We start from the raw sequence: 19,388 nt of genomic DNA, 5'->3' as shown, positions 1-19,388 counted from the left end.
CACAGCGGACAGGGCATCACTCGGGCATGGTGGGCTCGAAGATGCGGTTGGTGATGATCTCGCCATCCTTGAACGTCCACTCACCGAAGGTGCCCGGCACGTCGCCGTTACTGTCGAAGTTCACCGAACCCGAGGCGCCCTCGTAGTCAATGTCCTCACCGGCAGCGATCAGCTCTACGGCCTTGGCAAACTCGCCCGGGCCGACCTTCACGCCCGGCGGATTGGCGACCATGCGAACGCTGTCACGGATCGCCACACGATCGGTGGAACCGGCCTGCTCGGCAGCCAGCGCGATGACATAGAGTGCATCGTAGGCGGTATCCAGGTAGGGCTTGGGCGGCACCTCGCCGTATTCGCCGTCATAGGCGCTGGCAAAGTGCTGGGCACCCGGCGAATCGCCGCGAGCCTGAGGCACGGTGCCGATGGCGCCTTCCACGGCCTGGGCCCCAAGGTTATCGACCAGTTCCGGCGCCTTCATGCCATCGGTGAACACGAAGTCGCGGAAGAAACCGCCCTCGAGGGCCTGGCGCAGAATGGTCTCGCCGTTCTCTGGGTAGCCGATCAGCACCAGTGCCTCGGTACCACCAGTATCGGCCTGCTGCAGTTCACCGCGATAGGCGGCCTGGCCCTGCTCGTAGGCCACGCTTGCTGCCACGGTGCCGCCCTGGGCCTCGAAGGCCTTGCTGAAGGCATCGGTCAGGCCCTTGCCGTAATCGTTGTTCACGTAGATGACACTGACGGTCTTGTAGCCTTTCGCAGCGGTGATCTCGGACAGCGCCACACCCTGGAAGGCGTCTGATGGCACGGTGCGGAACAGGAAGTCGTCGTCATCCAGGCTAGTGATCACCGGCGAGGTAGAGGCGTTGGAGATCTGCAGCACCTGCTCGGGCTTGGATACGCTCTGAGCCACCGGAATGGTCACGCCGCTGGACAGCGCGCCGAAGATGGCATGCACGCCCTGCACGTTGACCAGTTTCTGAGCCGCTGCCACGCCGGGCTGCGGCGAGGTCTGGGTGTCACCGGCACTGATTTCCATCGGCTCACCCATCACGCCGCCGTCGGCGTTGATCTCCTTGACCGCCAGCTCAGCCGCGCGCAGCGACGGCTCACCATAGCTCTGCAGGTCGCCGGTCAGCGGCACCAGCACGCCAACGTTCAGCGGTTCGGCGGTGGCCGCGAGGCTTGTCGCCATCGCCATGGCGGAAATGGCCCCGATTAATGGTTTCTTGACGATCATGGTAAACGTCTCCTGTTGCTGACCTTGATTGTTCATTATTGACAGTCCGTTAGCGAGCGCGACACTGACATCGTGAAGGCCCTTGTATCGCAGCATAAGCGTAGCCTAAACATTAAACAAAATGTCTGAGCGCAATCCTGTCAACGGTGCCAGCGGGCTTCTCGAACAGCGCCCAGAGGGGCCACATGTAACTATTTTGATAGCGTGCTAACATATTGCGTTTACCCACCAGTGCCCGACTGCCGACCAAAGGGAGACAGCATGGACCTCAAGGAAATCGCCCTCGGCGGCATCTACGTAAGCCCATTGCTGCTATACGCCCTGCTGGGCTTTCTCGGCGCACTGCTCGTCCGCACCCTGCTGCATCGCCTGGTGGGCTCGAGGGTGTTCTGGTATGAAGCCTGGTTCGACGCGGCATTGTTCGTGATCATCACCGCAGCCATCGCCTTTCTCTCTTCTTCTGCTACCGGATCGTTATGATGCGCAAACTGCTTCGCATGCTGACCACGCTCGTGATCGTGGCCCTGGCCCTCGCCGCAGGTGCCTGGCTATGGCATTACTATCTCTATACGCCCTGGACCCGGGACGGCCGGGTACGGGCCGAGGTGATCACCATCGCACCGGATGTCTCCGGCTGGGTGAGCGAGCTGTCTATCGAGGATACTCAGGCAGTGGGCAAGGGCGATGTCCTGTTCCAGATCAACCGCCAGCGCTATGCAACGGCCGTTGAGCAGGCCAAGGCGGTGGTCGCACAAAGGCAGGCAGAGTGGCAGTCAAAGCAGCATGAAGAGACCCGCCGCAGCCGCCTTAGCAACCAGGCGATCAGCGACGAGGATCTGGATCTCGCACACCTTGAGACCCGCAGTGCCAAGGCCACTCTTGATCAGGCCCAGGCCGAGCTTGAAAGCGCGCAGCTCGACCTCGAACGCACCACGGTGACCGCGCCGGCCGATGGCCACGTCCTGAATCTCAAGCTCAGCGAAGGCAATTACGTCAATACCGGCAACCCGGTGATGGCGTTGGTGAAGGCAGATTCCTACTACGTGACCGGCTATTTCGAGGAGACCAAGATGCCGGGCATCGCCCTCGGCGATCCCGCCCGCGTCACCCTGATGAGCGGCGACACCCCGCTTGAAGGCCATGTTGCCGGCATCGGCCGTGGCATCGCCGACAGCAATACCTCATCCAACGACCAGCTGCTGCCCCAGGTCGAACCGACCTTCAGTTGGGTGCGATTGGCGCAGCGTATCCCAGTGCGCATCGAACTCGATGAGATCCCCGAGAACACCCTGCTGAGTGCCGGCATGACTGCAACCGTGCGCATCCTCGAGGCACCGTCGCCTTGAGCCGCCTGTCACCCTGGATCGATGCCTACCTGACGCCGTCTCGATCCGCCCTCAAGTTTGCCACCAAGGCCACGCTCGCCATGGTGCTGGCGCTCTATGTGGCGCTACTGTTCGATCTCGACCGCCCCTACTGGGCGTTGATCTCGGCCGCCTTCCTGCAAATTCGGCCGATGAGCGGTATGGTGATCGAGAAAGGCCTGTGCCAGATCGGCGGCACCCTGATCGGTGCTTTGGTCGGCATCGGAATCATGGCCCTGTTTTCACAGGCGAGGGTGCCGGCGCTGATCACCCTCACGCTCTGGCTGATGCTGTGCGCCTACGCAAGCTCCCTTTTGCGCAACAACTTTTCCTACGGCTGCATCATGGGCGCCGTGACCGCGATGCTGGTGGTGGTCATCGGACACAGCCAGCCCGGCGGTGTCTTCGACATCGCAGTGGCCAGGCTCTCAGAGCTCGGCCTGGGGGCGATCTGTGCGACCCTGGTCAACGCCTTACTATGGCCCACGCCAGTCAAGGAACACCTGGCTCGTCAGGCCGACAGCGTCGTCAATCAGGCCTTTACCCATGCCGCCCAGCGGCTGAATGCCAGCGACGATATGAGCGAGCTCCAGCAATCGCTGACCCAGAGCCTCGAGCCGCTGATGACGCTCGAAATCGACAGCCAATCGGCACGCTACGAGGGCCCGGGCAGTGCCGGCCGCGTCCGCGCGACTCACCTTTTGACCAAGCGCACGCTCCGCTTCTTTGCCACCCTGAGCGCGCTGCATCAGCTGTTGCAGAACCAGGCCGGCCAGATCAACGCACCGCTGAGACAGCTCGCCGGCGAGAGCGCCCAGGCCTTTCGCGATGCCGCGGATGTCAGCGGGGTACCAGCCGCCCGTGAGCGTCTGCAGGCCCTGCGCCATCAGGCCCATGCCTGCCCGGACGCCGATCTCGCCCCCCTGCAGCGCCGCCTGCTGCTTGGCCTGCGCGAGGTGCTGGGCAGCGCCATGATCATGCTCGACGCCCGAGAAGCCATCGCCCACCCCGGCCGCAAGCGCCTGCGTGCCGGCGCCCTCTCCTGGCACCGGGACCACCTGGCGGCACTGCTCAATGCCGGGCGTGCCGGGCTGGTGTTTTCCTGTCTGGCGACCTTCTGGCTACAAACGCACTGGTCCAACGGCCAGGTCGCGATGCTGCTGGGCACCCTGTTCTCGACGTTCTTCGCCAGCCGCGATAACCCGGTCACGATCTGCATGATGTTCTTCAAAGGCATGCTGGTGGCCCTGCCCAGCGCCTTCCTGTTCGGCCATGTACTGCTTTCCCAGGCCAACGGCTTTCCGATGCTGGCCATGCTGCTCTTCACGCCGCTTTTCCTGGGGCTTCTGGGGGCCGCCAAGCCACAGCTGATGGGCTACTGCCTGGCCTTCACCATCTTCAATATCCTGCTGACCATGCCCGGCAACGGCATGGATTTCTCCTTCGATAGCTTTGCCAACCGCGCGATTGCCGTGATTATCGGTCTGAGTGCGGTCGTGATGGCATTTCGGCTGATACCCGGGTTAGGGGCTCCCGTTCAGCGCCGCCGTCTGGTCAGCGCCATCAGCCGAGACCTGCGCGACATCGGTACGCCACCGTTACACGAAGCAGAGGCCACGTTCAGCGGCCGCATGGCGGATCGCCTGCTGCAGCTCGGCCGCCACGACAACATGCTGCCCGAGGATCAACGACACCTGTTCATGATCGGCCTCAATGGCCTCGACCTCGGCCGCTCCTGCCTGCGTCTGCGCCATCGCCTCGACGATACCGCACCCCCGGTCCGCCAGGCCCTGCATGAGCTGCTGGCAGTGCTTGCCAAGGCCTTCGAGGAAAGCGCTCGGGGCCAGTCGCCTCGCGGCATTCGCGAGGCGAGCCAGGCACTGGATGACGCCCTCGCCACCCACGGCGGTATCTCCAGGGACTGGCACGTATTGCTCGAAGGACTGGTCGAGCGCCTGTCGCTGACCCTCGAGCGCCAGGCCGAGGTGATGGCCGACCACCCCACGCGACTTGCCAGTAAGCCCTCTTAAGTTGATTGCACGTCCAAATTTCTAACCTGTCGTTATTTTTGATAGTGTGCTGTCGCCAAAAAGCGACAATCACTTCAAAAAAGACAGGTAGCACCTGTTTTCTTCCTGACATCTTTACCAAGGAGAAAATGTGAGCAAGCGATCACTCAAGGCCGTTGGCTTGACCATGGGGCTCTTCGCCGTTGCCACCCCGGTACTGGCTCAGGACAGCCAAGATACCGCAGACGTCCAGCGCCAACTGGACGCCCTGCGCGACGAAATGCAGCAACTGCAGAATCAGCTCGAGCAACAAGAGAGCACATCAGCACAGGCCGAGGATGCCAGCGGCCAGGAAACACGCGAGCTGGCCGAAGAAAACCGCACCCTCATCGAAGCCGCCCAGCAGACCACCATCAGCGGCCAGCTTGAATTCGGCTCGGTATTCAACGACTGGGATCAGCGCGACAAGGACACCGTCGGCGACTTCGACTTCGGCAAGTTCAATCTTGGCATCAGCGGCGGCGAAGGGGCCTTCAACTACTCCTTCCAGTATCGCTTCTACAACGGCTATCGTTTCCTCCAGCACGGCTGGATGGGCTATGACGTATCAGAAAACGACAGTCTGAAGCTTGGCCTGGTACAGACTCCGTTCGGTAACATGGATTACGGCTACCTGGGTTGGTACGGCACCCTGCCCTACATTGCTGGCTTCAACGACAACCAGAATGCGGGTATCAAGTGGGATCACAGCCAAGGCGCCTGGGACACGTCGCTTGCCTTCTTCAAGAGCGACCAGCTCGGCGACGATAACGCCCACTACGGCGCCAATGCCGTTGGCAGCAGCGCTCAGGGCAACAGCGAAGAAAACCAGCTTGCCGCTCGCGTCGCCTACACCCTCGGCCAAGGCAGCGATTACACCACCGAAGTCAACCTGTCGGCCAAAGGCGGACAGCTCTACAACACCAAGACTGGTGAGAGCGGCGACAACTGGCAGGCGGCCGTGGGCCTTAGTGGCAACTACGGCAGCTGGATGACCCGCTTGCAGGCCACCACCTACGCATACAATGCGGAAAATCCGGCGGAATCGGCCTCCGAAATCTCTGACAATGTCATGCAGATCGGGGCGTTCAACTTCAATTACCTGATCCCCGCCAAAGGTGAAATGTACTCGGCAAGCCTAGCCTACAGCATGGACGTCAACTGGGGTCCGGTAGAGAATGCCTATTTCTACAACGATCTAAGCATGATCGATCCGTCAGGCGACTTCACCCCGGCCAACGGCGGCTTTGGCGACCGGGATAACCCCGTGGTCAACGACTTGGGCATGAAGCTCACCGCTGGGCCCTACTACGCCTGGTTCGATATCGTTACCAACAAGAACGGCCTCAACTATTTTGGCTCGCCGATCGACGATCAGTGGCACACCAGCTTTCAGACCCACGTCGGCCTGACGTTCTAAGCTGACATTTGACACCTCGCACATGAAAACGCCCCGCTCATCAGAGCGGGGCGTTTTCTATGCAAGCCAGCTAACGTTGCTTGGCGATGCGGCGCCGAAGACGTCGTCTGGCGCTCATGACAGCATCACTTGTCGTAGGCGCCCTGGATATCGACGATACGCTTGGCGTTGCGGCCCAGACCGGCGTGGGCATCGAGCATGCGCTCGACCCAGCCATACACGGGGTCAGCGTTGGACAGCAGGTCCGCCGTCGACACCGTGCGTGCCCACATGAAGTTGCCGAACAGCAGGTAGTCCGCGGCACCGGGGGTCTCGCCATCCATGAAGTCGCTCTCCTCAAGGCGCCCCCGCAACGGGGCCAGCGCCTGGTCGAGCATGCTCAGGCCCTTGGCCGGCGAATGCATTTCCTCCAAGGTGCGGCCGAAACGCTTCTCGCGGGTGGTACGGAAGTACTCCCGGTCATCGGGATGGATCGCATTGTAGAGATCCATGACGATGGTGCGCATCATGCCCGGCGCCAGCGAACGCTCGGCGTAGTGCTTGAAGAAGCGAGCCCTCGCTTCGGCTTCCGGGCTTCCCAGCAGCGGCTTGTCGGGATAGACCCGATCCAGATAGCGCATGATCTCGAAACTGTCGCTGACCACCTCATCGCCGTCGACCAACACCGGCACCAGCCCTTGCCCCGAGAAGGCGATGGCGTCTTTCTCGGAAAAGAGCCACGGCCGTGTCTCGGCATCAAGCCCCTTGTGCGCAAGCGCATAGCGCACCCGCCAGCAGAAGGGCGAAAAGAGCAGCTCGTCATCAATCCCGCACAGTTCATAAAGCACTCGGCTCATGTGGTCTCCTCACCTGTCCATTAGTCTAAAAATTGCGCCCCAAAACACCACGAACTTTCGTAAAAAGGGGCCATATTGGCGCTAACAATTCTTGTATATCAAAGAGATGGAGAATCTTATTTAGCATAACACCAATGGTCATACCAATTATCCACCGATAGCCAAAGCATCAATCCAACCTTATGGTGCCAAGCCGTAGTATCGGTTACTAACCTAACCACCTTATGTCCTCGGCACCTCCCTTCCACCCAATGAAAACAAGGATTGCTGCCTCATGAGTCAAACCCTACTCGCCCTGCTCGCCTTCATGCCACTGTTGTTGGCTGGCGTGTTACTGATCGGCTTTCGTATGCCGGCGCGTCAGGCCATGCCCATCGTTTATGTGGTGACTGCCGCCATCGCCCTGTTTGCCTGGGACATGACGGCCAACCGCGTTCTGGCCTCGACCCTGCAGGGTCTGATGCTAACGGTGGCGATCCTGTGGATCATCTTTGGCGCCATCCTGCTACTCAACACCTTGAAGCATTCCGGCGGCATCGCAGCGATCCGCAACGGCTTCTCGGGCATCAGCCCGGACCGCCGGGTTCAGGCGATCATCGTCGCCTGGCTGTTTGGCTGCTTCATCGAAGGTGCTTCGGGCTTCGGCACGCCTGCCGCCGTAGCCGCACCGCTGATGGTAGCGCTCGGCTTCCCGGCGCTGGCCGCGGTGATGGTCGGCATGATGATCCAGTCCACGCCGGTATCCTTCGGTGCCGTGGGCACGCCCATCGTGGTCGGCGTTAGCGGTGGCCTGGACAAGGCCGGCATCACCGAGCAGTTGACCGCCGGCGGCGGCACCTGGCTCGAGTACTTTCGGCTGATCACCTCTGAGGTGGCCATCATTCACGGCATCATCGGTCTGTTGATGCCGCTGCTGCTGGTGCTAATGATGGTGCGTTTCTTCGGCGCCAATCGCTCCTGGAAGGAAGGCCTGTCGATTGCGCCCTTCGCCCTTTTCGCCGGTGCCTGCTTCGTGGTGCCCTACATGCTGGCCGGCGTGCTGCTGGGGCCGGAGTTCCCGTCGATGATCGGCGCCATGGTAGGCCTTGCCATCGTCGTGCCGGCCGCTCGCAGTGGCTTCCTGATCCCGAAAGACACCTGGGATTTCCCCGAGTCCAGCTCCTGGCCTGACGAGTGGATCGGCAAGCTCGAGATCAAGCTCGATAACGTCGGCGGCAAAGCGCCGATGTCTACCTTCATGGGCTGGGTGCCCTACGTGCTGCTGGCCATCTTCCTAGTCGCCTCGCGCACCATCGAGCCGCTCAAGCAGGCGCTGACCTCGCTCAGCCTGTCCTGGAGCAACATTCTTGGCGAGGCCGGCGTGTCGGGCAGCATCCAGCCACTCTACCTGCCTGGCGGCATTCTGATCGCGGTCGTGCTGGTCACCGTCGCCCTGCATCGCATGCGTATTGCAGAGGTCAAGGCCGCCGTCCACGAGTCGTCCAAGACCCTGCTGGGCGCTGGTTTCGTGCTGCTGTTCACCATTCCCATGGTGCGCATCCTGATCAACTCCGGCGTCAATACCGCAGACCTGGTCTCGATGCCGGTCGCCATGGCGCAGTTTGTGGCCGACAGCATGGGCCATGTCTATCCGCTGTTTGCACCGGCAGTGGGCGCCCTGGGGGCCTTTATCGCCGGCTCCAATACCGTGTCGAACCTGATGCTGTCGGACTTCCAGTTCAACGTCGCGCAGCAGCTGGGGCTATCCACCGCCATGATGGTGTCCCTGCAGGCGGTCGGCGCCGCCGCCGGCAACATGATCGCCATTCACAACGTGGTCGCAGCCTCGGCAACCGTCGGCCTGCTGGGTCGAGAAGGCATCACCCTGCGCAAGACGATCCTGCCGACGATCTACTACGTGACCGCCGCCGGTCTAATCGGTTTGATAGCGCTTTACGGCTTCAATATCAGCGACGGCCTGCTCGGCCTGGGCTAAAGGGGCCGGCACCCTAAGCCATCATCACGACGCCCGCGCCCAGCCGGGCGTCGTGCTTACTGGCCCTTGTACTGCGCTCCTTCTAATCTTGCTTTGCTCCCTTCGTTATTGCCTGCCTCTATCAAGCCACTTCCTGACTGCTTTCGGCGTATGAATGCGTCATTCGTCGCTGGGCAACCGGCCATGCCCTTGGACACAATGACCCGGACACAATGAAAAGATGGAAAATATTTCCATTTTATCTCATCCATTGGTCATACCATCGTCCCAAGAGGCTTTACAGGCTTCCAAGGATTGCGCAGATTGGAGGACTAGCTTTTGCCGTGGCCCGTGGCCACGACCCAGTTGAGGCACGACCATGAACATCCTCTACGATGAACATCTCGACGGCGCGATTGCGCCCCATGACAAGGCCGACGTGCTCGCTGACCTGAGTCGGGCCATTCCGGGCATGACCCTGTTGCACCACGAGGAAGACCTGCGACCCTTCGAGTGCGATGGCCTGTCGGTCTACCAGGTGTTGCCAATGCTGGTGGCGCTGCCCGAGACCCTTGATCAGGTCGAGACGCTGATGCGCCGCTGCAACGCCCTGGGCGTGCCGGTTGTGACGCGCGGCGCCGGCACCGGCCTTTCCGGCGGCGCCCTGCCGTTAGAGCAGGGCGTGCTGCTGGTGATGTCGCGCTTCAAGCGCATCCTCGACGTCGACCCCGAGGCCCGCGTCGCGCGAGTGCAGCCCGGTGTTCGCAACCTGGCGATCTCCGAAGCCGCCGCGCCCCATGGTCTCTATTACGCTCCCGATCCTTCCTCGCAGATTGCCTGCTCGATCGGAGGCAACGTCGCCGAGAACGCGGGCGGTGTGCACTGCCTGAAATACGGCCTGACGGTGCATAACGTGCTCAAGGTCGAGGTGATTACCATCGAAGGCGAGCGCATGACCCTGGGCTCCGAGGCCTTCGACGCGCCGGGCTTCGACCTGCTGGCCCTGTTCACCGGTAGCGAGGGCATGCTCGGCGTGATCACCGAAATCACCGTCAAGCTGTTGCCCAAGCCCGAGACCGCCAAGGTGCTGATGGCAAGCTTCGACGACGTTGAGAAGGCAGGCCGCGCAGTGGGCGAGATCATCGCCGCGGGCATCATCCCTGGCGGCCTAGAGATGATGGACAAGCTGGCGATCCGCGCCGCCGAGGACTTCGTCAAGGCCGGCTACCCGGTAGATGCCGAAGCCATTCTGCTCTGCGAGCTCGACGGCGTGGAAGCCGACGTGGCCGACGACTGCGAGACGGTGCGCCGCGTGCTTGAAGCCGCCGGCGCCACAGATATCCAGCAGGCCCGCGACGAGGCCGAGCGGGCGCGCTTCTGGGCCGGTCGCAAGAATGCCTTCCCCGCCGTGGGGCGCATGTCTCCGGACTACTATTGCATGGACGGCACCATCCCGCGCCGGGCCCTGCCAGGCGTGCTAAAGGGCATCGCCCGGCTCTCCGAGGAATCGGGCCTGCGTGTTGCCAACGTCTTCCATGCCGGTGACGGCAATATGCATCCGCTGATCCTGTTCGATGCCAACCAGCCCGGCGAGCTTGAGCTTGCCGAAGAAGTCGGCGGCAAGATTCTTGAGCTGTGCGTGGAGGCCGGCGGCAGCATCACCGGCGAGCACGGCGTGGGCCGCGAGAAGATCAATCAGATGTGCGCCCAGTTCCAGCCCGATGAGATCACAGCGTTCCATGCGGTGAAGGCAGCCTTCGACGAGCAGCGACTGCTCAACCCGGGCAAGAACATCCCGACCCTGCAGCGCTGTGCCGAGTTCGGTGCCATGCACGTCCACAACAACGAGCTGCCGCATCCAGAGCTTCCGCGGTTTTAATCGAGAGCTTCCACGGTTCTGATCAAGGCGGCCGCGGCGGCTAGAGGCCGCCGCGGAGCTGGCGAGACCCAGAAGGATTCATCATGTCTGAGAAATACGTATCACCCCGCTATCAGGACGCGAGCGCAGAACTTGGCGAGCAGATCCGCCAGGCAGATGCCGCTGGCTCGCCGTTGAGAATCGTCGGTGGCGACACCCGGGGTTTTTACGGCCGAACGATGGACGGCACGCCACTGTCGCTGGCCGCCCATCGCGGTATCACCCACTATGACCCGGTCGAGCTCGTCGTTTCGGTACGTGCCGGCACGCCGCTCGCGGAGCTAGAGGCAGCGCTTGAAGCAGAAGGCCAGATGCTCGGCTGCGAACCGCCTCGCTTCGGTGAGGGAAGCACCGTCGGCGGCATGATCGCCACCGGGCTATCCGGCCCGCGCCGTCCCTGGGCCGGCGCGGTGCGCGACTTCGTTCTCGGCACCCGCGTGATCGATCGCGCCGGCCGCGAGCTGCGCTTCGGCGGAGAGGTGATGAAGAACGTCGCCGGCTACGATCTGTCGCGGCTGATGGTCGGTGCCCAGGGCACCCTCGGTGTCGTCAGCGAGGTGTCGATGAAGGTGCTGCCCAAGCCCGCCGCAAGTGCCAGCCTGCACCTGGACATGCCGCTGGAGAAAGCCCTGGACCGGCTCACCGAATGGGGCCGCCAGCCGCTGCCGATCACCGCTGCGGCCTACGCAGCCGGCGCCCTGCACCTGCGCCTGGAGGGCGGCGCCAGCTCGGTGGCCGCGACCCGCGAGCGCCTCGGCGGCGACGAGCTCAAGGACGGCTTCTGGCAGGCGCTGCGCGACCTGAACCTGCCCTTCTTTAACCAAGACTCACGCCCGCTGTGGCGGCTGTCATTGCCCAACCATACCCCGCCGCTTTCACTGGCCGGAGAAACGCTCTTCGATTGGGCTGGCGCCCAGCGCTGGCTGAAGAGCGATGCCGATCCCGATGAGATTCGCGCCGCCGCCAGCAGCGCCGGTGGCCACGCCAGCTGCCTGACGCCCGGAACAGCCGAGCCCTTCACGCCGCTGGCCCCGGTCATCGCCAAGTACCACCGTCGGCTCAAGGCCGAACTCGACCCAAACGGGATCTTCAACCCTGGCCGCCTCTACGGCGACTTCTGAGCTCGGTAACAGCTCGAAGGGAACTCCCAAAAGAGCAGCACGACGGGAACGCCTGAAGAGATAGCCCGAAGAGAGAGCCCGATGCAGACTCATTTCAGCCAAGACGATCTCAAGAAGCCGCATATCCGTGAGGCCGACCGGGTACTGCGCAGCTGCGTGCACTGCGGCTTCTGCAATGCCACCTGCCCGACCTACCAGCTGCTCGGCGACGAGCGCGATGGGCCCCGCGGTCGCATCTACCTGATGAAGGAATTGCTGGAGAGCCGCGATGACGACGACCGGGTCACCGAGGAGACTCGGCTGCACCTGGACCGCTGTCTGACCTGCCGCAACTGCGAGACGACCTGCCCCTCCGGCGTCGAGTACCACAAGCTACTCGACATCGGCCGCGCCGAAATCGAGCGCCGCGTGCCGAGAAGCCTGCCGGAGCGAACCCTGCGCTTCGGGCTGCGCAAGGCGCTGGTCGAGCCCGCCCGCTTCAAGGCCCTGCTCGCGTTGGGTACTGCCTTCAAGCCACTGGTGCCGGGCCGGCTCAGCAGCAAGATGCCGCCGGCGCCGGTGGATGCCGGCAAGCGCCCCGAGGGCAGGCGCCATGCTCGCCAGATGCTGATTCTCGAAGGCTGCGTACAGCCTGGCCTATCGCCCAACACCAATGCCGCCACCGCCCGAGTGCTGGACAAGCTCGGCATCGGCTTGACCCCAGCGCCCGAGGCCGGCTGCTGTGGCGCCATCGATTTCCACCTGAATGCCCAGGACGCCGGGCGAGAGCGCATGCGCGCCAATATCGACGCCTGGTGGCCGCACCTGGAAGAGGGCTGTGAAGCCATTGTTCAGACCGCCAGCGGCTGCGGCGCCATGGTCAAGGAATATGGCGAAGCGCTGGCCAACGATCCGGCCTATGCCGAGAAAGCCGCCCGCGTCAGCGCACTGGCCAAGGATCTCGGCGAACTACTGGCCAACGAAGACCTGGACGCCCTGAGCATTCAGGACAAGAAGCGGCTGGCCTTTCACTGCCCCTGTACGCTGCAGCATGCACAGAAGCTAGCGGGCAGCGTCGAAGGCGTACTCAGCCGGCTGGGCTTCTCGCTAACCCCGGTTCAGGATGGCCACCTGTGCTGCGGCTCGGCAGGTACCTATTCGATCACCCAGCCAGAACTGGCCACCCAGCTGCGAGACAACAAGCTCGACGCATTGGAAGCCGGCGACCCGGAGATGATCGTCACGGCGAACATTGGGTGTCAGACCCATCTGGCCGGGGCTGGCCGCACGCCGGTTCGCCACTGGATCGAAATCGTCGATGAGGCGCTGGCGTGATGCACTCGACAGAGGATCGTCACGGCGCTCACGCATGTAGCTGTCAGACCCATCTGGCCGGGGCTGGCCGCACGCCGGTTCGCCACTGGATCGAAATCGTCGATGAGGCGCTGACGTGATGCACTCGACAGAGGATCGTCACGGCGCTCACGCATGTAGCTGTCAGGCCCACCTGGCCGGGGCTGGCCGCACGCCGGTTCGCCACTGGATCGAAATCGTCGATGAGGCGCTGACATGACGTACCTAATGAAGGAGCGTCACCGCGCGATTCATGCAGGCGCCAGCCCTATCTGGCTGGCGCCGCTCAACCACCACATGTCCCACACCCCATAGGAGCATTCCATGCAGACCAAATCCGTACTGACCCTCGCAGATGCGAACATCATTCTCGACGCCGCACAGAAAGAAGCGGAAGCCAACGGCTGGGCCGTGACCATCGCTGTTGCCGATGACGGTGGCCATCTACTGGCCCTGCGCCGCCTCGATGGCGCCGCGCCGATGACTCCCTCAGTGGCCTCCGAGAAAGCCCGCACCTCCGCGCTGGGCGGCAAGGAAACCCAGGCCTTCGAGGACATGATCAACAACGGCCGCACCGCCTTCCTGTCCGCCCCGCTGACCGCCACCCTGTCAGGCGGTGTCCCGGTACTACACGACGGCCAAATCGCCGGCACCGTGGGCGTCTCCGGCGTCAAGCCGGATCAGGACGTACAGGTCGCCAAGGCAGGCATCGCCGCCCTGGGCTAAGCACGCACCGCCAACACGTTATTCCGGTTCTCCCCTTGCCCCCAGCCTAGAGCTGCGGGGCCCTTTTTCGTCGCGCCTTTTACTACACCGCTGATATACGCCACCGCTTGTCTGCCCTGCTGCAAGATCACGCCTTGCTGGCGACTTGTCTCGACAATGAGCACCGGCCGCCCGCCACATAGTGGCAATCGATACGATGCTGTCGAGATACTGAACTTACGCGTCAATCACTCCCGCTGGATCCACCAGCCATGAGCATTAGCCCGGCCCCCAACCCCGACATCAAGGCGCCCAAAAACGCCAGCCCCGACTGCTCCAGAAAATACAGGCCCAAGCCGACACCTAGCAGCACCGCGCCGCCTAACGTACAGCTCCCCTTGCTTAGCATGTCTCTCATGATCGCCTCCTCGCGCTTCAAGGCATGACTGTGCGCTGATCAAGGACGTCGCGCCGAACAAAGAGTCTTCGCTGGCCACCCCTTGATGGTGGAATTCTCACCCGCTCTATTAGTCTTAGACGGTGTGACGCCGAGCGCCATTACCGTGTGCAATTCCGATTATAAAAACCCGTCATGCACGAAATGGTTGCATGCTACCTAATTATTGAATAAGTTGTGTATAGCATTCGTACAGCCACATGAATGCATTGAAGTGCCATTCACTGGACGAGAGGTACACTATGAAACGCATTGTGACCACAGCTTCAGCCCTGACACTGATGATGATGATGTCAGGCGCCGCTCTCGCTGAGCACCATGAAGACAAGATGGCCGACCCGACCGGCGTCGACTCAGCGAATGAAGTCAGCGATATGTCATCTGAGAGTGATGCAAAACTGGAAGATGGCCAAATGGTCAAAGAAGGCGGCAATGACAGCGCCAACGACATCGAGATGAAAGATAGCGATGCGACGCTGGAAGATGGCGAAGTCGCCCCGGATAGCGGCGTAGATTCCGCTAACGAAAACTAAGTTTCAGCCCCCTTGCTGATACGTTGGACCCCGGCCATGCCGGGGTTTTTTCGTTTTGCCAGCCTTGACCATCCGGCGGCATACTGACGACTCGCCTTATACACCACCCGCCAACGCCCGGAGAGGTTTCATGCCCGACAACGTGCATTTCTACCGCCCTGATGACGGCCACGGCCTGCCCCACAACCCCTTCAATGCCATCATCGGACCGCGACCCATCGGCTGGATTTCCTCGCAGAGCGCCGATGGCACCCGCAATCTAGCGCCCTACAGCTTCTTCAATGCCTTCAACTACACGCCGCCGATCATCGGGTTCGCAAGCGTCGGCTACAAGGACAGCGTGCGGAACATCGAAGCAACCGGCGAGTTCTGCTGGCAGCTATCAACTCGCGAACTGGCCGAGCCCATGAACCAGAGCTGTTCGGCGGTCGGCGCCGAGGTGGATGAATTCACTCTGGCCGGCCTCACTCCTGCGAACTCTCGCGTGGTCAGCGTCCCCCACGTCGCCGAGGCACGGGTGGTCTTCGAGTGCCGGCTAAGCCAGCTCCTGCAGCTCACCTCCGCCGCAGGCGATGCCGTCGACACCTGGCTGGTGCTCGGTGAGGTAGTCGGCGTGCACATCGATCAGACCCTCCTCAAGGATGGCGTCTACCAGACAGCCGACGCCGGCCCCATCCTGCGCGGCGGCGGTCCTGCGGACTACTTCGAGATCACTCCCGAGCAGCGCTTCGAGATGCATCGCCCGGGATAATGTCTCGCGCCTCACAGCGCCCCCGTTTGCCAGCCCGGCAGTCGTGCGCAAGGTCGTGCAGGAAAAGAGACGACCCGCCAGCCCATGGCGCGCCGCCCGCCGATGCACCAGACTGAACGAACATCGGAGATGAGGCAGCAGCCGAGAACAGCCCGAGAAGACCAGAGAAGAAGTCGATAGAGCGCGAGCGAAACACCAGGCCGGCGCAGTCGCGCCGAAGGAGAAGAGCATGGCCGGTGGATGGTCGAAAGATGGCGCCGTGCAAGAGCAGATCGACAGCACGGTAGAAGACGCCCTGGAACGGGCACGCAGCGAGCTCCCCCGCGGGGAAAGCCTTGCATACTGCGAGGAATGTGACGAAGCGATTCCACAGGCGCGGCGCGAGGCGGTGCCGGGCGTGCGCCTGTGCATCAACTGCCAGAGCGAGCGCGACAAGCACCGCTCTGCGGTCAGCGGCTATAACCGCCGTGGCAGCAAGGACAGCCAGCTTCGCTAGAGGCTCGAGCAACACACGCGGCAAGGCAGCCAACTACGTCTACTATCGGCCCTCGCCTGCCGTGGCCTTTTGCACCCTGAGCTCAAGGCGCCGCTCATAGAGCCCCTTAGCTACCAGAGTGCCCAGCACCAGGGCTCCGCCGACGAAGGCGATGGGCGTGGGGCGCTCGCCGAGAATGCCCCATGCCCACAGCGTGCCCACCACCACCTCAAGCAATAACAGCAGCCCTACCTCGGCCGCGGGCAGGTACAGCGGCCCGCGCTGCAAGAGCGTCACGCCCAACGGCACGATACCCAGACACAGCCCCACGATCATCAGCAAGCGCTCGCCATCCGGCAGCGTAAGCTCGCCCCCGGCACTCGCTACCAGGGCCCCACCCAGCCCCACGATCAGCCCTGCGAAGGTCAGCATCGGGCTCATGTCGACCCCCGGCCGGCGGCGACACAGAGTAAAGTTCAGCGCCAGGGTCGTGGCCGCCAGCAGGGCAAAGCCATTGCCCACCAGCGAGCCGGCGCCAGCGTCATCCGCCACGACCATCGTGATGCCTGTCATGCACAACCCGATCGAAAGCCAGGTGCGACGCGGCAGGCGCTCCTTGAGGATCACCCAGGAGAGCCCCGCCGCGATGATCGACGACGAGGCGAGAATGATCAGCACATTGCCGGCGCGGGTGTACTGATTGCCGAGCACGAAGCCGCAGGTGGTCAGGCTGAACAGCAGCGCCACCACAATGCCGGTGCCGCCGCAGCGTCGATAGGCCGCCAACGTATTGCGACCGTGTCGCGCCACTACCAGCAGCAGAAATCCCAGCGCCGAGACCAGGCCTCGCCACATCAGCATCTGCGCATCCGGCAGGTCGATCAGCTTGATCAGTAGCGCATCCGGGGACATGACCAGCGCCCCGCCGCCCGTCAGCAGCAGGCCCTGCTGGCGATAAGAAAGCCCTTGGTGCAGGGGCATTGGGAGACCTCTTGTGGATTCAAGAATAAACGCCTGCGCAGCAGGGGTTACACCCATCACGCCTGCCGCCAAGCCGCGACAACACTCGAGCACTATTGGCCATCAGTCGGGCGCCTAGGTGCATGAAAGGCCAGTTAAGCGAACCCGAATATGGATTGCAAAGGGAATGGCGGGCATCCGTCGAGTAAAACCCTGCGCTGGATCAAGCCGGTTGCGCCGTGACACAGCGTGGGATGGCTACACTGAGAAACATCGGCCGGATCGCGAGGCAGGCTGCCTTGCGAGCCGCACGGCGTGACGGGGTGTCGCATGGAAAAGAAGCACCAGATCAACCTGACTTACGTGATCGTCGCCTTTCTGGCGGTGATGGCCTTCCAGAGCCTGATCAGCCACCAGCGCACCACGGAGTCGATCCCCTATTCGCAGTTCATGCAAATGCTGGATAACGGTGAGATCGCCTCGGTGGAAATTGGCGAGGATCGTATCACCGGCACCTATCAGAATCCGCACGACGATGGCAGTACGGGCTTCAGCACCCGCCCCGTCGACCCGGCCCTTGCCGACAAGCTTGCCCAGTACGATGTCACCTACACCGGGGCGGCCAAGAACACCTTCCTGAGCATCCTGCTGTCGTGGATGGTGCCGCTGCTGTTCTTCTTTCTGATCTGGAGCTTCGTGATTCGCCGCATGTCCGGCAGCCAGGGGCTCGGCGGAATGATGACGCTGGGCAAGTCCAAGGCCAAGGTGTACGTCGAGACCGAAACCAAGGTGACCTTCGAAGATGTCGCCGGGGTCGACGAGGCCAAGGCCGAGCTCAAGGAGGTCGTCGATTTCCTGCGCGACCCGGAGCGCTATGGCCGCCTCGGCGCGCACATTCCCAAGGGCATCCTGCTGGTCGGACCGCCGGGCACCGGCAAGACGCTATTGGCCCGAGCAGTGGCGGGGGAAGCCGGCGTGCCCTTCTTCTCGATCTCGGGCTCTGAGTTCGTCGAGATGTTCGTTGGCATCGGCGCCGCCCGGGTCCGCGACCTCTTCGAGCAGGCCGCCAAGGCCAAGCCCTGCATCATCTTCATCGATGAGCTGGATGCGCTGGGCCGGGCGCGAGGGCCCAGCATGATGGGTGGCCAGGACGAAAAAGAGCAGACGTTGAACCAGCTCTTGGCGGAGCTCGACGGCTTCGACCCCTCCGAGGGCATCGTGCTGCTGGCCGCCACCAACCGCCCGGAGATACTGGACCCGGCGCTGCTGCGCGCCGGCCGCTTTGATCGTCAGGTATTGGTCGACCGACCGGAGCGGGTGGGGCGCCGCGCGATCCTCGAGGTGCATATCGGCAAGGTGCAGCACCTGGCGCCAGACGTGGACCTGGATCATATCGCCGCGCTAACCCCAGGTTTCACCGGGGCCGATCTCGCCAACCTGGTCAACGAGGCGGCGCTGTTGGCCACGCGCCACGACAGCGACCAGGTCAGCATGGCGGACTTCACCAATGCCATCGAGCGCATCGTGGCGGGACTCGAGAAGAAGAGCCGACTGCTCAATGTCCACGAGCGCGAGGTGGTGGCCCACCATGAGATGGGACACGCCCTGGTAGCCTCGGCGCTGCCGGGTATGGACCCAGTACACAAGGTGTCGATCATTCCCCGCGGCGTGGGGGCGCTGGGTTACACCATGCAGCGCCCAACCGAGGATCGTTTCCTGCAGACCACCGGCGAGCTCAAGGACCGCATGACGGTGCTGATGGGTGGGCGGGCCGCAGAGCGGCTGATTTTCGACGAAATATCCACCGGCGCCGCCGACGACCTGGCCAAGGCCACCGAGATCGCTCGCCACATGACGACTCGCTTCGGCATGACCGCAGACACCGGCCAGGTGGTCTACGAGCAACAGCGCCAGGCCTTCCTCGGTGACACTTACGGCACGCTGAGCCCGCGAAGCTATTCAGAGGCCACCGCGCGGGAAATCGATCTGGAGGTGCGCGCGCTGATCGAGGAGGCCTACGGCGAGGCACAACGCATTCTCATCAGGCGCCGCGACACCCTGAAAGAAGGTGCGACCCTGCTGCTCGAACGCGAAACCCTGACCGCCGACGAATTCCCGGCCATCAAGCTGCAAGAGGGCGCAGAAAAGGTGGCGGAAGATGTGGAAGAAAATCAGCCAGCAGGGATTAAGGAAAAGTGGGTGCCCACGCAGGGCGAACCGACCAAGACGCCCCCCGACCACTGCCCGCCGAGCACGCCCCGCCGACTCTAGGTAAAC

16 protein-coding genes are annotated in these 19,388 nt (G+C 62.8%); 13 read left to right on the top strand and 3 right to left on the bottom strand.

What is annotated here, in order from left to right; translation table 11 throughout:
* Window positions 1-16: 16 nt before the first annotated feature.
* Window positions 17-1,237, bottom strand: coding sequence for an ABC transporter substrate-binding protein (locus BCL93_RS05955; protein ID WP_112054183.1), 1,221 nt, complete (start codon window positions 1,235-1,237; stop codon window positions 17-19).
* Between the two features lie 261 nt (window positions 1,238-1,498).
* Here BCL93_RS05955 and BCL93_RS05950 point away from each other — a divergent pair, with 261 nt between their 5' ends.
* The 4 genes from BCL93_RS05950 (at window position 1,499) to BCL93_RS05935 (ending at window position 6,069) form a co-directional block, all read left to right on the top strand.
* Window positions 1,499-1,717 (top strand): DUF1656 domain-containing protein, encoded by a 219-nt coding sequence (locus tag BCL93_RS05950; RefSeq protein ID WP_112054182.1) that lies wholly within the window; start codon window positions 1,499-1,501, stop codon window positions 1,715-1,717.
* The gene (locus tag BCL93_RS05945) at window positions 1,717-2,583 is read left to right on the top strand and encodes an efflux RND transporter periplasmic adaptor subunit (protein WP_112054181.1); all 867 of its coding nucleotides are present in this window, start codon (window positions 1,717-1,719) and stop codon (window positions 2,581-2,583) included. The genes BCL93_RS05950 and BCL93_RS05945 overlap by 1 nt, the downstream gene beginning before the upstream one ends.
* Entirely contained in the window at window positions 2,580-4,631 is a 2,052-nt protein-coding gene (locus BCL93_RS05940) for an FUSC family protein (RefSeq protein WP_309251216.1), read from the top strand. Before BCL93_RS05945 ends, BCL93_RS05940 begins: the two co-directional genes overlap by 4 nt.
* Window positions 4,632-4,761: 130 nt before the next feature.
* On the top strand, window positions 4,762-6,069 hold the full coding sequence (locus tag BCL93_RS05935; RefSeq protein WP_112054180.1) for a hypothetical protein: 1,308 nt from the start codon (window positions 4,762-4,764) through the stop codon (window positions 6,067-6,069).
* A 125-nt stretch (window positions 6,070-6,194) separates the two neighbouring features.
* On the opposite strand, the gene BCL93_RS05930 is transcribed toward BCL93_RS05935, so the two are convergent.
* Window positions 6,195-6,905, bottom strand: coding sequence for a glutathione S-transferase N-terminal domain-containing protein (locus BCL93_RS05930; RefSeq protein WP_112054179.1), 711 nt, complete (start codon window positions 6,903-6,905; stop codon window positions 6,195-6,197).
* 274 nt (window positions 6,906-7,179) lie between these two features.
* Between BCL93_RS05930 and BCL93_RS05925 the strand changes: the two genes are divergently transcribed.
* The 8 genes from BCL93_RS05925 (at window position 7,180) to BCL93_RS05890 (ending at window position 16,172) form a co-directional block, all read left to right on the top strand.
* Entirely contained in the window at window positions 7,180-8,880 is a 1,701-nt protein-coding gene (locus tag BCL93_RS05925) for an L-lactate permease (protein ID WP_112054178.1), read from the top strand.
* A gap of 358 nt (window positions 8,881-9,238) precedes the next feature.
* On the top strand, window positions 9,239-10,738 hold the full coding sequence (gene glcD, locus BCL93_RS05920) for a glycolate oxidase subunit GlcD (protein WP_112054177.1): 1,500 nt from the start codon (window positions 9,239-9,241) through the stop codon (window positions 10,736-10,738).
* A gap of 83 nt (window positions 10,739-10,821) precedes the next feature.
* Window positions 10,822-11,898, top strand: a complete 1,077-nt coding sequence (glcE, locus tag BCL93_RS05915; protein WP_112054176.1) for a glycolate oxidase subunit GlcE — start codon at window positions 10,822-10,824, stop codon at window positions 11,896-11,898.
* A gap of 81 nt (window positions 11,899-11,979) precedes the next feature.
* Entirely contained in the window at window positions 11,980-13,212 is a 1,233-nt protein-coding gene (gene glcF, locus BCL93_RS05910) for a glycolate oxidase subunit GlcF (RefSeq protein ID WP_112054175.1), read from the top strand.
* Window positions 13,213-13,554: 342 nt separating this feature from the next.
* Complete coding sequence (locus BCL93_RS05905) at window positions 13,555-13,956, top strand: GlcG/HbpS family heme-binding protein (RefSeq protein ID WP_112054174.1); 402 nt, start codon at window positions 13,555-13,557, stop codon at window positions 13,954-13,956.
* 678 nt (window positions 13,957-14,634) lie between these two features.
* On the top strand, window positions 14,635-14,925 hold the full coding sequence (locus tag BCL93_RS05900) for a hypothetical protein (protein ID WP_112054173.1): 291 nt from the start codon (window positions 14,635-14,637) through the stop codon (window positions 14,923-14,925).
* 130 nt (window positions 14,926-15,055) lie between these two features.
* Window positions 15,056-15,676 (top strand): flavin reductase family protein, encoded by a 621-nt coding sequence (locus BCL93_RS05895; protein ID WP_112054172.1) that lies wholly within the window; start codon window positions 15,056-15,058, stop codon window positions 15,674-15,676.
* A 229-nt stretch (window positions 15,677-15,905) separates the two neighbouring features.
* A complete protein-coding gene (locus BCL93_RS05890) occupies window positions 15,906-16,172 on the top strand; it encodes a DksA/TraR family C4-type zinc finger protein (RefSeq protein WP_112054171.1) in 267 nt (88 codons plus the stop codon).
* 42 nt (window positions 16,173-16,214) lie between these two features.
* On the opposite strand, the gene BCL93_RS05885 is transcribed toward BCL93_RS05890, so the two are convergent.
* A complete protein-coding gene (locus BCL93_RS05885) occupies window positions 16,215-17,132 on the bottom strand; it encodes a DMT family transporter (RefSeq protein WP_112054170.1) in 918 nt (305 codons plus the stop codon).
* Window positions 17,133-17,441: 309 nt separating this feature from the next.
* Between BCL93_RS05885 and ftsH the strand changes: the two genes are divergently transcribed.
* Window positions 17,442-19,382, top strand: coding sequence for an ATP-dependent zinc metalloprotease FtsH (ftsH, locus tag BCL93_RS05880; RefSeq protein ID WP_112054169.1), 1,941 nt, complete (start codon window positions 17,442-17,444; stop codon window positions 19,380-19,382).
* The last annotated feature ends 6 nt before the right edge of the window (window positions 19,383-19,388 follow it).

Source organism: Onishia taeanensis (genome assembly GCF_003268885.1).
Taxonomy (GTDB): domain Bacteria; phylum Pseudomonadota; class Gammaproteobacteria; order Pseudomonadales; family Halomonadaceae; genus Onishia; species Onishia taeanensis_A.
The sequence above is the reverse complement of the archived record's forward strand: the minus strand, read 5'-3'. Positions and strand labels throughout refer to the sequence as shown.

Coding starts and splice junctions, on each gene's coding strand:
- BCL93_RS05955 (WP_112054183.1), bottom strand. CDS start 1,237: ATGATCGTCAAGAAACCATTAATCGGGGCCATTTCCGCCATGGCGATG.
- BCL93_RS05950 (WP_112054182.1), top strand. CDS start 1,499: ATGGACCTCAAGGAAATCGCCCTCGGCGGCATCTACGTAAGCCCATTG.
- BCL93_RS05945 (WP_112054181.1), top strand. CDS start 1,717: ATGCGCAAACTGCTTCGCATGCTGACCACGCTCGTGATCGTGGCCCTG.
- BCL93_RS05930 (WP_112054179.1), bottom strand. CDS start 6,905: ATGAGCCGAGTGCTTTATGAACTGTGCGGGATTGATGACGAGCTGCTC.
- BCL93_RS05925 (WP_112054178.1), top strand. CDS start 7,180: ATGAGTCAAACCCTACTCGCCCTGCTCGCCTTCATGCCACTGTTGTTG.
- glcD (WP_112054177.1), top strand. CDS start 9,239: ATGAACATCCTCTACGATGAACATCTCGACGGCGCGATTGCGCCCCAT.
- glcE (WP_112054176.1), top strand. CDS start 10,822: ATGTCTGAGAAATACGTATCACCCCGCTATCAGGACGCGAGCGCAGAA.
- glcF (WP_112054175.1), top strand. CDS start 11,980: ATGCAGACTCATTTCAGCCAAGACGATCTCAAGAAGCCGCATATCCGT.
- BCL93_RS05905 (WP_112054174.1), top strand. CDS start 13,555: ATGCAGACCAAATCCGTACTGACCCTCGCAGATGCGAACATCATTCTC.
- BCL93_RS05900 (WP_112054173.1), top strand. CDS start 14,635: ATGAAACGCATTGTGACCACAGCTTCAGCCCTGACACTGATGATGATG.
- BCL93_RS05895 (WP_112054172.1), top strand. CDS start 15,056: ATGCCCGACAACGTGCATTTCTACCGCCCTGATGACGGCCACGGCCTG.
- BCL93_RS05890 (WP_112054171.1), top strand. CDS start 15,906: ATGGCCGGTGGATGGTCGAAAGATGGCGCCGTGCAAGAGCAGATCGAC.
- BCL93_RS05885 (WP_112054170.1), bottom strand. CDS start 17,132: ATGCCCCTGCACCAAGGGCTTTCTTATCGCCAGCAGGGCCTGCTGCTG.
- ftsH (WP_112054169.1), top strand. CDS start 17,442: ATGGAAAAGAAGCACCAGATCAACCTGACTTACGTGATCGTCGCCTTT.